Below are 14353 nucleotides of genomic sequence, written 5' to 3' on the forward strand. Positions count from 1 at the left end.
TTGGCGCTGATCTGCAGCGGCAGTGTGCCCGCCTGGGGCAGCACGGCGGTGACGGTGAGCGCGGGTTTGGGGGCCACCACAGCTTTGTCCGCTGCCTCAGAATTGATAGAAAAAAAGCCTGCAGCGCAGATAGCACCTGCGCAGACAGCTGCGAAAACAATAGCGTTTGGTTTGAAGGTCATGGTGCGGTATTCGGTAGGTGTTCAGGGCTGAAGTGCGCTGGCTGTCCAGCCGCCACCGGCAGCGCGGTACAGGGCGATCCAGGCCAGCAGGCCTTCGCGCTGCAAGGCGATGGCATTGGTGTCGGCGGCCAGCGCGCTGCGGCGCGCGTCTTCCAGCTCGGGCAGGCTGGCCAGGCCAGCGGTATAGCGGGCCTGCGTCGCATTGAACGACGCCTGGTAGCCCTGGGCCGCGGCCTGGGTGTCCGCAAAACGGTCATCGGCGCTGCGCAGGTTCACCAGGGCTTCCTCCACCTCGCGCACGGCCTGGCGCACCTTGCCACGGTAGATGGCCACTGCCTCGGTGTAGCGGGCCTGGGCGGCCTCTACATCGGCGCGGCGCCGCCCGCCGTCGAACACCGGCACCGACAAGGCCACCGGGCCGATGGACCAGGTGCCAAAGTTCTCGCTCGCGCCGCCCGCCCGGTAGGCCAGCGCGCCAATCGAGCCGTTCAGCGTCAGCCGGGGGTAGCGTTGGCCCTGGGCGTTGCCCACGTCGAAGCTGGCCGCCGCCACGTCGCGCTCGGCGCTATAGATGTCGGGCCGCTGGGCCAGTACCTGCGCCGGGATGGATGCTATGGAAAACAAAGCTATCTGCGCAGGTGGGACGGGCGCAGCGGCCAGTTTTTGTGCAATTTCTGCTTCGGGCAGGCCGGTCAGGGCCACCATGGCTTTCAGGTACACATCGCACTGCGCCAGTTGCTGCACCACGCGGTTGTTGGCCTCGGCGGCACTGGCGCGGGCCAGCGCGTCCACCGCCGGGGCGGTAAAACCGGCGCGGGTGCTCAGGCCCGACAGGCGCGCGGTTTCCTGGCGCGATTGGGCATCTTCGCCCGCCAGCCCGCGCAGCAGGGCGCAGGCCCGCACGGTGATGTACTGGCTGGCCACCTCGGCCGCCACCGACACCCGTGCGTCATGCCACTGGGCCTGGGCCCCTTGCTGGCGCGCCTGGGCGGCGTTGGCGGCGGCCCGGTTCGTGCCAAACAGGTCGATCTCCCACGCCGCCTGCAGCCCGGCCTGCGCGGTGGTCGCAATCGGCACCGCGGGCTGCGAGATGCCGCGGCTGGCGCTGGCCGATGCATCCAGCGTCGGCCCCAGCGCCGCCCCGGCCGCCACCGAAGTCGCCCGCGCCTGGGCAATGCGCGATGCCGCCGAGGCCACCGTCGGGCTGGCATCCTCCGCCGCAGCGATCAGCACCACCAGCAGAGGATCGTCCAGCCGCTGCCACCAGGTGGACAAATCCCCCAACTGCCCTTGGTGCGGCAGCGGCGCGGTCCATTGCGCGGCGGCCAGCGCGGGCACGGCGGGTGGGGGCGGCGTGGTGGCGCAGGCGGCCAACCACAGGGGCAGGGTGGCCAACAGAGGCCGCCAAACGGAAAAAGGCATGCAGGGTTCCTTGCAAGGGTGGACGGTGATGGTACTGGAGGCATGGCAGGCCAGCTGCGCATGGTGCCTGCAGCAGGGCGGGGTGTCTGCTCACCGGGGTATCGGTTTGTGTCGTTATGTGTCGGGGCTGGGGCGGTTCGTGGTTGCTATTTAAAAAGTAGCTTCCTGCGCAGGTTTTATATGGGTTATAGGGCGATTTGGCTTGTATTTTTTGAACCAACCATTCCCTAACTTGTCGCGCAATGCGGGTATCGCGACAGACGATTTGTCGCGATAAACCTTGCGCGACACGGTTTGGCACTGCTGCCCCGTCCCCAAACTCGCACCGTAGAATCAATTTCGCCTCCCGCACCTCTGCGCTGCACAGCGCCCACCTTTTCACTATTGGCCCCACCGTGTTCCTGTACGACGAACTGAAAAATGCCAAGAGCGAAGAAGACATTAAAGATGACCGCCAAGCTAAAGCCGCAGATATTCACGTTGGGTTTTTTGCGTTAACGCTATTTAATAAATAGCAGCCTGCGCAGGTTGCATATACGCTAGAGGGTAATCTGGCTTGTAATTTTAGTGGGGCGGTGAGTACCACTCTCTGTGGGTAACCTGCGCCGGAGGCTTTTGGCGCAGCAGTGCGCGGCGGGCGTTCTCAACCTGGTATCGGTTCGCGGCGGTTTATGCCAGCGGACTGGGTGGTGCAGGGGCGTGGTCTCCGGCATCCAGCTGCGCTACCAGGGCTTCCATGCTGGGCAGCAGGGCGGATATTTCCTGCGGTAGCTCGGGCGTGGTGCGGTAGGTGGATACGCCCATGGGGGTTTGCACGCCGCGCAAGGCGTACTCAACCATGGTTTTCTTTTTGCTTTTGCATAGCACCATGCCGATGGTGGGTGCGTCATGGGCTGGGTCGCGCACCAGGTCGTCTACGGCTGCCAGGTAGCCGTTGAGCTGGCCGGTGTACTCGAAGCGGAACTCGGTGTTTTTCAGCTCGATTACCACGTAGCAGTGCAAGCGCGTGTGGTAGAAAAGCAGGTCGATAAAGAACTCGTCGCCTTCGATGTCGAGCTTGTACTGGCTACCGACAAAGGCAAAGCCCACGCCCAGCTCAATCAAAAAATCACGCAGATGGGTGGTCAGGGCTTTTTCTATCGTGCGCTCGCTGGATGCGTCGGTAATACCGAGAAAGTCGAATGCATACGGGTCCTTCATCAGGTCGCGGGCCAGGTCAGACTGCGGCGCGGGCAGTGTGCGGGCAAAGTTGTTTTGCGCTGCACCCAGGCGGTGGTGCACAGCGGTTTCGATTTGCAGCTCTAGTACGGACCGGCTCCAGCCGTTTTCGATGGTTTTGTGGATGTACCACTCGCGGGTGGCGCGGTCTTTGAGTTTGTCGAGAATGGTGCAGTTGTGGAACCATGGAATTTGTGCAGCAGCCTGCTGCACAAATGCCTCCACCGGCCATGCCTCGGCAAACGCCCGCATGTATTTCATGTTGCGTGGGGATAATCCCCGCATGTCCGAGAACTCTGCCCGCAGATCTTTCGCCAGTTGCTCGATGACTTTGGCACCCCAGCCCTGAGAGTTCTGGCGCTCCAGAATCTCCCGCCCCATGCGCCAATACAGCAACACCAGCTCCCGGTTGACGGCCAAGCTGGCTTTGAGGCGGGCGCTGCGGATCTGGGTCTTCAGATCCGCGAGCCAGGTGGCGTAATCGGTGGGGTGGAGCGGGGTCATTTTCATAAGCCAAATCTGTATCCAGCGCAGATTCCACCTGCGCCAGAAGCTATCTATTCAGTAGCATTCACCCAAACACCACCCGCCACAGCGCCAGCACCGCCTCGCGCTCTTTTTGCAGCAGCGGTGGGGCCACCTGGGTGGGGGTTTCGTTCAGCCGGGCCTGGTGCTGGGCCTTGCGCAGTTCGCGGTAGGCGTTGGCGGCGGCCTCGCCGATGCCGGGGGGCAGCAGGCCAACGGCCTCGGCGCGTCGCAGCAGGGCGGTGTTGCCTACGTTTTCCTGCAGTTCTGGGTGCTGGGCCGCGTGGGCCAGCACCAGGTACTGCACGGCGAACTCTGCGTCCACCATGGCACCGGTGCTGTGTTTCACGTCAAAGTTGTCGCCCCGCACCGGGTGGGCGGCGCGGACCTTGTTGCGCATGGCGACGATTTCGGCCTGCAGGGCGGGCAGGTCGCGCGGGGCGGTGATGACGTTTTGGCGGATGGCATCGAAGTGCTGGCCCATGTCGTCCGGGCCCAGCACGCAGCGCGCGCGGGTCATGGCCTGGTGCTCCCAGGTCCAGGCGGTGTTGCTGCCCCGGCGCTCCTGGTAGTTGGCGTAGGCGTTCAGGGTGGTGACCAGCATGCCGGAGTTGCCGTTGGGCCGCAGGGCGGTGTCGATCTCGAACAGGTCGCCTTCGGCGGTTTTGACGCTGAGCCAGTTGATGAGTTTGCGCACCAGTTGGGCGTAGACCTCGGGGGCGCGTTCGTCTTCGTCCTCGTACACAAACACAATGTCCAGGTCGCTGCCGTAGCCCAGTTCTTTGCCGCCCAGTTTGCCGTAGCCGATGATGGCAAAGCGGGGTTCGTCCAGGTGGTGGCTGGGCAGGCGTTGCCAGCACCAGCGGGCGGTGACGCGCAGCACCACGTCGGCCAGGGCGCTCAGGTCGTCGGCCACTTGTTCGACGGCGATGCGGCCTTCGACATCGCGTGCCAGGGTGCGGAACAGCTCGGCGTGGTGGGCGCGGCGCAGCAGGTTGAGCAGGGTTTCTTCGTCGTCTTCCTGGGTGATGCGCAGCGATGTGCGGCGGGCTTCGAGTTCGGCCTCAAAGGCGGCTGCGTCAAAGCGTTCGGCCAGCATGGGATCAGAGGCCAGCTCGTCGATCACACCGGGGTGGGTTTGCAGGTAGCGTGCGGGCCATTTGGCGGTGGCCAGCAGGCGCAGCAGGCGCTGGTGGACGGAGGGGCGTTCCAGCAGCAGGGCCAGGTAGTGGTCGCGGCGCAGCAGGGGTTCGATCCAGTCCATCCAGCGCAGCACGCCGTCCGGGCTGGTGCTGCCGTCCTGCAGCCAGCCGATGCTGCGCTGCACCAGCCGCGACAGCCGGGCGCTGGATATGTCGCTCAGGGCCAGCACGCGGGCGTGGGTGGACCAGCGCAGCAAGCGCGCCTTGAGGGGTTCGTCCACGCGCTCGGCCAGGGTCGCCAGGTCGGGTACACCTGACAAGTCGCCTGGCCCGGCTTTGCCGGCTTTGCCATTGCAGCCCTTGCATTCCTTTTTGCCGCCCAGCAGGGTGTCGAACTCTTGCGCTACCAGCTCGCGGTGGGTGTCCAGTTCGCTCAGGAAGGCGCAGCAGTCGGGGTAGCCCATGCTGTGGGCGATCCAGGCCAGGTCGGCATCGGCGGTGGGCAGCACATGGGTTTGCTGGTCGTCCAGGTACTGGATGCGGTGCTCGACTTTGCGCAAGAAGGTGTAGGCCAGCGCCAGTGCGTCGGCGGTGGCCTGGGGCATCAGCCCGGCGTGGGCCAGGCGCTGCAGCGCGGCCAGCGTGGGGCGGGTGCGCAGCTCGGGGAACTGGCCGCCACGTACCACCTGCAGCAGTTGCACGGTGAATTCAATCTCGCGGATACCGCCGCGCGACAGCTTGACATCGTTGGCCCGCTCGGGGCGGCCCGCACTGCGCTTGGCCGAATGGTCGCGGATCTGCTGGTGCAGGTTGCGCAGCGCGTCGAACACGCCGTAATCCAGGTAGCGGCGGAACACAAAGGGCAGCACCACGGTGCGCAGCGCGCTGGCGTCTGTGATGCCGCTGCGCGGGGCCACCACCCGGCTTTTCAGCCAGGCAAAGCGCTCCCATTCGCGGCCCTGCTCTTGCAGGTAGTTTTCCAGCGCGTCCATGGACACCGCCACCGCGCCGGAATTGCCGTGCGGGCGCAATGCCAGATCGACGCGGAACACAAAGCCGTGTTCGGTGGTATCGCCCACCAGGGCGTAGATGATTTTGACGGCCTTGCAGAAGTATTCGTGGTTGCTGGTGCGGCCCCGGCCCTCGCCCATGCCGACCAGGCCCGCGGTGTCGCCATCAAAGTTGTAGACGTAGATCAGGTCGATGTCGCTGGACACATTCAGTTCACGGGCGCCCAGCTTGCCCATGCCCACCACCCACATCTGGGCTCGGCTGCCGTCCGGGGCCAGGGGGGCACCGTGCTGGCTGTCCAGTTGCGCAAAGGCGTGGATGCAGGCGGCGTCCAGGGCGATTTCGGCCAGTTCGGTGACGGCGCGGGTCACCACCTGCAGGGAGACCTGGGCATCGCAGTCCAGCACCACCAGGCGCTCCATCACCAGCTGGCGCAGGCTGCGCAGGGCGGCTCCGGTGTCTAGCCCGGTGGCGCGCAGCGTGGCAAGGGTGGCCTCCATGCTGGCACGCTCTGGCGGGCCAGGGGGCAGCAGGTCGAGCTGGCTGGCGTAACGGCGGCGCAGGCGCTGCACAAAACGCGAGTGGCCGGACAAAGGCTCGGTGGGGGCGGGACTGCTTAACAAAGTGACACCGTAAAGCGAGAGGCCTGCTGCGGGAGCGGCTGCCGTGGGAGTGATAATTCTGGTTGCATCCATGTGTCCAATGACTGAAGCCAAGCCTATTTCCAGTACGTATCCCACACGCCTGCTCCGATTCGCCGCCACTGCCGCATCCTGGTGCCTGGGCTTGGTGGTGGCGGCGTGGCTGGTGCTGGCCTTGGCCTGGGGGGCTTTACACGGCTGGATTGTGCCGCGAATTGGCGAATTTCGCCCGTGGCTGGAAACCTATGCCAGCCAGGCGCTGGGCATGCCGGTGCGCATCGGCGCCATATCGGCCCAGTCAGACCATCTGTTCCCCTCGTTTGAGCTGCGCGATGTGGCCCTGCTGGACGGCCAGGGGCGCGAGGCCCTGAAGCTGTCGCGGGTCACGGCCACGCTGTCGCCCGCGTCGCTGCTGAAGCGCGGTTTTGAGACCTTTGCCATCGAGAAACCCGAGCTGGACGTGCGCCGCAGTGTGGACGGCAGCATCTTTATTGCCGGGCTGGATGTGTCCCACACCAGCAGCGGCGATGGCCGTTCCCTGGACTGGCTGTTTGCCCAAACCGAGCTGGTGGTGCGCGGCGGCACGGTGCGCTGGACCGACGAGCAGCGCGCCGCGCCCCCGCTGGCTTTGAGCGGCGTGGATTTCGTCATGCGCAACAAGGGTTTGGGCCATAGCCTGCGCCTGGATGCCTCACCCCCCGCCGAGTGGGGCGACCGCATCAGCCTCAGCGCCCAGTTCCGCCAGCCTTTGCTCAGCATCCACCGGGGCCGTTGGCAAGACTGGGACGGCCCGGCCTATGCCAGCCTGCCGCGCGTCGATGTGTCGCAGCTGCGCCGCTATGCCGATGTGGGTGTGGACGTGGTGGAGGGCGTGGGGGCTTTGCGGGTGTGGGTGGACATACGGCATGGGCAGGTGCGCAGTGGTACGGCCGACGTAGCGCTGGCCGGTGCCCGTGCCACCCTGGCCGCCGGGCTGCAGCCGCTGGCCTTGCAGTCACTGCAAGGGCGCGTCACCCTGCAGCAACAAAAGGGCAGTGTGGCGCTGGCCACCGAGGGCCTGCAATTCACCACCGACGATGGCGAGGTCTGGCCGGGGGGCAATGTGTCGCTGCAACTGCAGGACGTGACCCCCCGCCTGCCTGCACAAGGCGAATTGCGCGCCGACCGGCTGGACCTGGCCTTGCTGGCCCACATGGCGAATAGCCTGCCCTTGGGCCCCGCCACCCACAACCTGCTGGCCACCTACGAACCCCAGGGGCTGGTGGAACATATCGAATCCCGCTGGACTGGCGCTATAGCCGCCCCCGCCACTTACAGCGCCAAAGGCCGCATCACCGGGCTGGAGGTGGCCGCAGGCGTACCCGCAGCGCCCAGCCCCAAAGACCGGGTGCCGCTGGGCCGCCCCGGCGTGCGTGGCGCAGCGGTGGACTTCGACGTCACCCAGGCCGGGGGTAAGGCGGACCTGCGTGTGGCCCAGGGCGCGCTCGACCTGCCCGGCCTGTTCGAGGAGCCGGTGGTGCCCATGGCGCAACTCTCGGCCGCAGTGGCGTGGCAGCAGCAGGGCGATGCCTTGGCGGTACAGGCCAGCGATGTGCGTTTTGCCAATGCCGATGCCGAGGGTGTGTTGCAGGTCAAGTGGCACACCAGCGACCCTGCACAGTCGGGCAGCCATGCGCGCTTTCCGGGTGTGCTGGACCTGCAGGGCCAACTGAGCCGTGGCGATGCCACCCGGGTGCACCGCTACCTGCCCATGGAGCTGCATGCCGACGTGCGGCACTACGTGCGCGATGCCGTGCTGGCGGGCCGCGCCGACCAGGTGAAGTTTCGCGTCAAGGGCGACCTGTACGATTTTCCGTTCTCCAAACCCCGGCAAGGCGAGTTCCGCATTGCCGCCGAAGTGCGCAATGCCACCTACGCCTACGCCCCCCCCAGCCTGCACCCGACCAACGCCTTGCCCTGGCCCGCGCTGGAACAGCTATCCGGCGAATTGGTGTTTGACGGCAACACCCTGCAGGTCAACCGCGCCAGTGGCAGCTTGGCCGGTGCCACCGGGTTCCAGATAAGCCGGGCCGAGGCCCAGATTGCCGACCTGGGCCACAGCGTGGTGGTTTTCAAGGCCCAGGGTCGCGGCCCGCTGGCCGACATGCTGGGTGTGGTCAACCGCTCTCCGTTGGCATCCATGACCGGCAATGCGCTGGACCAGGCCACGGCCAGCGGCACGGCCGACCTGCAACTGCGTCTGCAACTGCCGATTGCCGACATGGACAAGAGCAAGGTGCAGGGCAGCATCACGCTGGGCGGCAACGATGTGCAAATCACCCCCAGCAGCCCGGCACTGGGGCGGGCCCGTGGGGTGGTCAACTTCTCGGACACCGGCTTCGCTTTGGTCGGCGGCCAGGCCCGGATGCTGGGCGGAGACGCGAAGATCGAAGGCAGCATGGCCGATGCCGCGCGGGGTGCGCAGTTCAAGGTGCAAGGCATCGCCACGGCAGAGGGCTTGCGCCAGGCCACCGGCCTGGGTGCGGTGGCGCAAATCGCCCGCTTCGCCAGCGGCAGTGCCGCCTATACCGCGGCGGTCGGCGTGCGCCAGGGGGTACCCGAAGTCAGTGTCAGCAGCAATTTGCAGGGCGTGGCGCTGAACCTGCCCGCGCCGCTGGCCAAAACCGCCGACAGCGTGCTGCCTTTGCGTTTTGACAACCTGCTGCTACCCGGCACCAGCCCGCCCTTGCGCGATAGTTTGGCGCTGGCGCTGGGAGCGGGTGGGTCGGTCGCTTCGGTGCTCTATGTGCGGGATATTTCAGGCGCAGTACCCCAGGTGCTGCGCGGCACCGTATCGGTGGGTCTGCCGCCCGGCGAGTCGGTGCTGATGCCCGCCGAGGGCGTGTCGGCCAACATCCATGTCGATACCGTGAGTGCCGATGCCTGGCAAGCGCTGGCCGCCAAAATGACCGACTCACCCAATATCGCCAGCACTGGCGGTACTGCTTCAACCAGTGCCAGCAGCGGCTACACCCCGACCACCCTGGCGGTGCAGGCCAAGGCCTTGACGTTGGGTGGCCGCACCCTGCACCAGCTGGTGCTGAGCGGTTCGCACTTTGCCACCACCTGGCGCGCCAATATCGATGCCCAGGAACTTAATGGCTATGTGGAATACCGCCTGCCTGCCGAGACCAACCCAGGCCGTGTGTATGCCCGGCTGACTCGGCTGGCCCTGGCCCCCAGCACCGCCACCGAGGTGGAAACCCTGCTGGATGAGCCGTCGGACACCGTGCCCGCGCTGGACATCGTGGTCGACGCGTTGGACCTGAAAGGCAAAAAACTCGGCCGTGTCGAGGTCGAGGCCGTCAACCGGGGCGGCCGCCCTGGCGGGGTCGGGCTGGTGGATACCGGGGTGCGTGAATGGAGGTTGAACAAGCTCACCATCACCAACCCCGACGCGCAGCTCAGTGCCACCGGCAACTGGGTGTCCCTGGGCAACCAGGGCGCGCCTAACGGAGCCGGACGTGCCCTCCATGCCACCCCCCGGCGCACCACGCTGGACTTCCACCTCGATATTGCGGATGCGGGGCAATTGCTGGCCCGCTTTGGCATGCCGGGAGTGGTGCGCCGCGGCAAGGGCCAGATGGCCGGGCAGGTCAGCTGGATCGGCTCGCCGCTGGCGCTGGATACCGCTACGCTGGGCGGCCAGTTCAATCTGGCGGTAGACAGCGGCCAGTTTCTGAAGGCCGACCCCGGCCTGGCCAAGCTGCTGGGCGTGTTGAACTTGCAGGCCCTGCCGCGACGCCTGGCGCTGGACTTCCGCGATGTATTCAGCGAAGGCTTTGCGTTCGACTCGGTACGCGGCGACGTGCAGGTAGACCAGGGCCGCGCCACCACCAACAACCTGCAAATGAAGGGCGTAAACGCTGCGGTGATGATGGAGGGCAGCGCCGACATTGCCCGCGAAACCCAGGACCTGAAAGTAGTGGTAGTGCCCGAGATCACCGCCGGTACCGCCTCGTTGGTGGCCGCCGTGATCAACCCCGCCATCGGCCTGGGCACGTTTTTGGCGCAGTGGTTTTTGCAGCGCCCGCTGAGCGAGGCGGCCACCCAGCAATTCCATATCGACGGCACCTGGGCCGACCCCAAAATCACCAAGGTGCCGCACAAGATGTTCGGTGCCAAAGTTGAGGCCCAGGCCCCCACCAAGCAGGAAGCTACCCCATGAAAGTCGCCGCCATCCAGATGGTCTCTGGCACCCAGTTACAGACCAATCTGGAACGCGCCGGCGCATTGCTCGCCGAAGCCGCGGCAGGTGGTGCCGAGCTGGCCGTGCTGCCCGAGTACTTTTGCCTGCTGGGCCAGCGCGATACCGACAAGCTGCAGATCCAGGAAGCCTTTGGCCACGGCCTGATCCAGGACTTTTTGGCCCGCACGGCGCGCCAGTTGAACCTGTGGATTGTGGGCGGCACGCTGCCCCTGACTGCCGAGGTTCCCAAAGGGCAGAGCCCTTTGGACCATGGCAGTCCCTCCATAGTTACCGTGGGCGATGGCAGCCGGGTGCGCAACAGCACACTGGTGTTTGACCCCTCAGGGGCCTGCGTGGCCCGCTACGACAAGATCCATTTGTTTCGCTTCGACAACGGGCAAGAGCGGTTTGACGAGTCGCGGGTGCTGCAGCCGGGCTCCGAGCCGGTGCTGTTCGACCTGCACGCACGCGACGGCCAGCGCTGGCGCATCGGCCTGAGCATTTGCTACGACTTGCGCTTTCCCGAGCTGTACCGCCACTACGCGGCGCAGGGAGCCGATCTGTTGCTGGTGCCCAGCGCCTTTACCCACACCACCGGCCAGGCCCACTGGGAGTTGCTGCTGCGCGCCCGCGCGGTGGAAAACCTAGCCTATGTGCTGGCCCCGGCCCAGGGCGGCCTGCACGCCAACGGCCGCCGCACCTGGGGCCACAGCCTGCTGGTAGACCCCTGGGGCACGGTGCTGGCCGAGCACGCCGAGGGTGAATCTGTGGTGCTGGGTACGCTGGATGCGGCCCGTCTGGCGCAATGCCGCAGCCAGTTGCCCGCCTTGGCGCACCGCACCCTATGAAGCTGGTGCAGGCTATTTCGCGGCGCAAGCTGGCCCTGCTGTGGCTGCTGATGCTGGCGCTGCTGGTGGTGGCGTTGGGTACCCTGGTCTGGCTGGCCGAGCGGTACGAATCCAGCCAGGTGCAAAGCCAGCTAGAGCGCGATGCCGCCAATGTGGTCAACGACATCCGCAGCGGTCTGACCCGCAATGTGCAAAGCCTGCAGGCCCTGCATGCCGGCGATCCCTCGCCAGCGGCCTGGGCCGCCGATGCGTCCGTCCTGCTGCGCGACCACCGCGAGCTGCTGCGGCTGGAGTGGCGCAACACCGCCGTCGGTATGGTGGTGGCGGTGGATTCGCCCTACCGTGCGCCGGTATTTGATGTGCTGGGCCGTGTCGAGACCCAGGCCGACGTCTCCCTGGCCTGCGCCACCGCGCAACGCTTCAACAGCGCAGCCTATTCGAGCAATTACTTTTTGCCGCAGCCCGACAGCCTGGGCATGGAGGTGATCGAGCTGTGCATTCCGCTGGTGGTCAGCGGGCAGGCGCGGGGTTATGTGGTGGCCACCTACTCGCTGGCCGAGGTGTTGAGCAGCCTGGTGTCCCGCCAGCTTACCCGCAGCCAGGAGGTGTCGTTTGCCGAGGCCGATGGTGCGCGCCTGGCCCTGCGTGGCGTGGCCCGCCGGGGTACGCCCGTGTTTACCGCACGGCAGTTGCTGGACCTGCCCGGCAACACCATGGTGGTGCGGCTGGACAGCTGGCGGGGTGCGCCGGGTGTGTTTCCCAACCTGATGACGGTGCTGGTGATCCTGATGTCGCTGGCGCTGCTGGTGGTGACGGTGCTGCTGGCCCGCGACACCCGTTTGCGCCAGCGTGCCGAGCGCGGCTTGGCCGATGCGCTGGCGTTCCGCAAAGCCATGGAGGACTCGCTGCTCACCGGCCTGCGGGCCCGCGACCTGCAGGGCTGCATCACCTATGTCAACCCGGCGTTTTGCCAGATGGTGGGGTTTTCTGCCGACGAACTGCGGGGCCACAGCATGCCTGCGCCCTACTGGCCGCCCGACCTGGCCCGTGAATACCAGCAGCGCCAGGAAGTCCGCATGGCGGGCGGCGCACCGCCACGTGAAGGCTTTAGTTCGGTGTTCATGCGCAAGGACGGCAGCTTTTTCCCGGTGCTGGTCATGGAGGCCCCGCTGATCAACGCCCAGGGCGCGCACACCGGCTGGATGAGTGCGGTGGTGGACATCACCGAGCAGCGCCGCGTGGAAGAGCTGTCGCGCACCAGCCAGGACCGGCTGCAGGCTACCGCCCGGCTGGCCACGGTCGGCGAAATGGCCTCCTTGCTGAGCCACGAGCTGAACCAGCCGCTGGCCGCCATCTCCAGCTACGCCACCGGCTCGCTGAACCGGCTGCAGACCGGCGGCGCGGCAGTGGATACCGCCGATCTGGCCATGGCCATGCGCCGCATTGCCGAACAGGTGGAACGTGCGGGCAAACTGATCCGTAGCGTGCACGACTTTGTGCGCCGCCGCGCCAAGGTGCGTGAGCCCGTCGCTCCGCAGGTGCTGCTGGATGCCATTCTGCCGCTGGTGCAGTTGCAGGCCCGCAAGCTGGGCGTGCAGGTGCAGCTGGACGTGGCCGATGCGCTGCCGCCCGTGCTGTGCGACCGCTCCATGGTCGAGCAGGTGCTGCTCAACCTGACCCGCAACGCCATGCAGGCCATGGAAGATCCTGCCGTGGCCGAGCGGGTGCTGGTACTGCAAGTGGAGCAGATACAGGAATGGGTGGTGTTTTCGGTGTCCGACCAGGGCCCCGGCATTTCGCCCGAGGTGGCCGAACGCCTGTTTACGCCGTTTTTCACCACCAAAGACGAAGGCATGGGCCTGGGCCTGAGCCTGTGCCGCACGGTGGTGGAGCAGCACGGCGGCGCGTTAAGCTTCGCTGCCAACCCGCCGCAGGGCACCGTGTTCCGGTTCACCCTGCCGATCTCTGAACCCCTGTGATGAAGGTGAGCTAAGGATGCAACCCGTACAAGATGCCACCGTTTTCATCGTCGATGACGATGCCAGCGTGCGCGATGCACTGTCGTGGCTGCTGCGGTCCCGCGGGCTTTTCAGCGAAGGATTTCCCAGCGCCGAGGCTTTCGAGACCATGCTGGCTGCGGGCTTCGTGCCGCGCCAGGCCTGTTGCCTGCTGCTGGATGTGCGCATGCCCGGCATCAGCGGGCTGGCACTGTTTGACAAGCTGATTGCCCGGGGGCTGCACCTGCCCATGCCGGTGATCTTTCTGACCGGCCACGCCGATGTGCCGACCGCCGTCGATGCGGTCAAGCGCGGGGCTTTCGACTTCTGTGAAAAACCGTTTTCCGACAATGCCCTGGTGGACCGCATCGAGCAGGCCCTGGCCCAGTCGGCCCTGAACCTGCGGGCCCACGACAGCCGCCAGCGCCTGCAAACCCGCCTGACCGAACTTACCGAGCGCGAACGCGACGTGATGCGGCTGGTGGTGCTGGGCCTGCCCAACAAGCTGATCGCCGACCAGCTCGACATCAGCGTGCGCACGGTGGAGGTGCACCGGGGCCGGGTGTTCGACAAGATGGAAGTGAAGTCGGCCGTAGAATTGGCCAATTTGCTACAAAAAATGTAGCTGTCAGCGCAGGCTATTCCTGCGCTGGAGGCTTGTTTTCTTCAGATTTATCCACGACTTCGCCATTTTTACGGCCCGAGAACATGGTCCACCAGACAATCAGTATCAGCAACGATCCGGCCAACAGCGCTTCCAATAACAGCAAGACCATGAATCGACTCCTTCAGCAAAATGTGGTGGCTTGCCCCGCGCCGCGATGGCCGGTGACTTCGGCATGGCGGCGCGGCGCAAGCCGTGTGGTTCTGGCCGCGATTGTAGTAACCCTGGCCGCCTGCGCCACCCACCTGCCCGAAACCCCGGAGTCCGCCCCGTCGGCGCTGCCTGCCGTTCCAGGTCTGCCCGAGGCCACGCCCTATGCCGTCCCCGGCGACACTGGCCCGCTGCCACCGCCCATCACCCAGGGCAAAAGCCGCTGGACGGCGGTGCGCTGGGCCGAGCTGCCCGGCTTTGGCCAGGACCCGCTCTATGAAGCCTGGAACGCCTGGATCAAAAGCTGCGAACGCCCCGGCCCGGT

Annotated in this window: 8 protein-coding genes and 2 pseudogenes; 5 read left to right on the top strand and 5 right to left on the bottom strand. The window is 66.1% G+C overall.

The window, feature by feature from the left end; all coding sequences use genetic code 11:
• The 4 genes and pseudogenes from ABI213_RS15560 to glnE all read right to left on the bottom strand — a co-directional run.
• Window positions 1-182, bottom strand: a pseudogene (locus ABI213_RS15560) (efflux transporter periplasmic adaptor subunit); the annotation flags it as partial.
• Window positions 183-203: 21 nt separating this feature from the next.
• Window positions 204-1604, bottom strand: coding sequence for an efflux transporter outer membrane subunit (locus ABI213_RS15565; RefSeq protein ID WP_348027742.1), 1401 nt, complete (start codon window positions 1602-1604; stop codon window positions 204-206).
• A 669-nt stretch (window positions 1605-2273) separates the two neighbouring features.
• The gene (locus ABI213_RS15570) at window positions 2274-3326 is read right to left on the bottom strand and encodes a PDDEXK nuclease domain-containing protein (RefSeq protein ID WP_348005878.1); all 1053 of its coding nucleotides are present in this window, start codon (window positions 3324-3326) and stop codon (window positions 2274-2276) included.
• Window positions 3327-3393: 67 nt separating this feature from the next.
• Window positions 3394-6123 carry a bifunctional [glutamate--ammonia ligase]-adenylyl-L-tyrosine phosphorylase/[glutamate--ammonia-ligase] adenylyltransferase gene (gene glnE / locus ABI213_RS15575; protein ID WP_348027744.1) on the bottom strand — a complete coding sequence of 910 codons (2730 nt, stop codon included), beginning with the start codon at window positions 6121-6123 and terminating at the stop codon, window positions 3394-3396.
• A 70-nt stretch (window positions 6124-6193) separates the two neighbouring features.
• On the opposite strand from glnE, the gene ABI213_RS15580 reads away from it, so the two are divergent.
• Genes ABI213_RS15580 through ABI213_RS15595 form a run of 4 tightly spaced genes read left to right on the top strand, consistent with a single transcriptional unit; the run spans window position 6194 to window position 13839 of the window.
• Window positions 6194-10348 carry a YhdP family protein gene (locus ABI213_RS15580; RefSeq protein ID WP_348027746.1) on the top strand — a complete coding sequence of 1385 codons (4155 nt, stop codon included), beginning with the start codon at window positions 6194-6196 and terminating at the stop codon, window positions 10346-10348.
• Entirely contained in the window at window positions 10345-11217 is an 873-nt protein-coding gene (locus ABI213_RS15585; RefSeq protein WP_348007739.1) for a carbon-nitrogen hydrolase family protein, read from the top strand. Before ABI213_RS15580 ends, ABI213_RS15585 begins: the two co-directional genes overlap by 4 nt.
• Window positions 11214-13196: an ATP-binding protein gene (locus ABI213_RS15590; RefSeq protein ID WP_348027748.1), complete on the top strand. Its 1983-nt coding sequence runs from the start codon at window positions 11214-11216 to the stop codon at window positions 13194-13196. The genes ABI213_RS15585 and ABI213_RS15590 overlap by 4 nt, the downstream gene beginning before the upstream one ends.
• Before the next feature lie 16 nt (window positions 13197-13212).
• Window positions 13213-13839, top strand: coding sequence for a response regulator (locus tag ABI213_RS15595; protein ID WP_348007740.1), 627 nt, complete (start codon window positions 13213-13215; stop codon window positions 13837-13839).
• A 13-nt stretch (window positions 13840-13852) separates the two neighbouring features.
• On the opposite strand, the gene ABI213_RS15600 is transcribed toward ABI213_RS15595, so the two are convergent.
• Entirely contained in the window at window positions 13853-13990 is a 138-nt protein-coding gene (locus tag ABI213_RS15600; RefSeq protein WP_348007741.1) for a hypothetical protein, read from the bottom strand.
• On the opposite strand from ABI213_RS15600, the pseudogene ABI213_RS15605 reads away from it, so the two are divergent.
• Window positions 13989-14353: pseudogene (locus ABI213_RS15605) on the top strand (hypothetical protein); the annotation flags it as partial. The gene ABI213_RS15600 and the pseudogene ABI213_RS15605 overlap by 2 nt on opposite strands.

The organism is Rhodoferax sp., assembly GCF_039922535.1.
Lineage (GTDB): Bacteria > Pseudomonadota > Gammaproteobacteria > Burkholderiales > Burkholderiaceae_C > Rhodoferax_B.

Bases quoted from the DNA above. Each gene is read 5' to 3' on its own strand.
- ABI213_RS15565 (WP_348027742.1), bottom strand. From the start codon at position 1,604: ATGCCTTTTTCCGTTTGGCGGCCTCTGTTGGCCACCCTGCCCCTGTGG.
- ABI213_RS15570 (WP_348005878.1), bottom strand. From the start codon at position 3,326: ATGACCCCGCTCCACCCCACCGATTACGCCACCTGGCTCGCGGATCTG.
- ABI213_RS15580 (WP_348027746.1), top strand. From the start codon at position 6,194: ATGTGTCCAATGACTGAAGCCAAGCCTATTTCCAGTACGTATCCCACA.
- ABI213_RS15585 (WP_348007739.1), top strand. From the start codon at position 10,345: ATGAAAGTCGCCGCCATCCAGATGGTCTCTGGCACCCAGTTACAGACC.
- ABI213_RS15590 (WP_348027748.1), top strand. From the start codon at position 11,214: ATGAAGCTGGTGCAGGCTATTTCGCGGCGCAAGCTGGCCCTGCTGTGG.
- ABI213_RS15595 (WP_348007740.1), top strand. From the start codon at position 13,213: ATGCAACCCGTACAAGATGCCACCGTTTTCATCGTCGATGACGATGCC.
- ABI213_RS15600 (WP_348007741.1), bottom strand. From the start codon at position 13,990: ATGGTCTTGCTGTTATTGGAAGCGCTGTTGGCCGGATCGTTGCTGATA.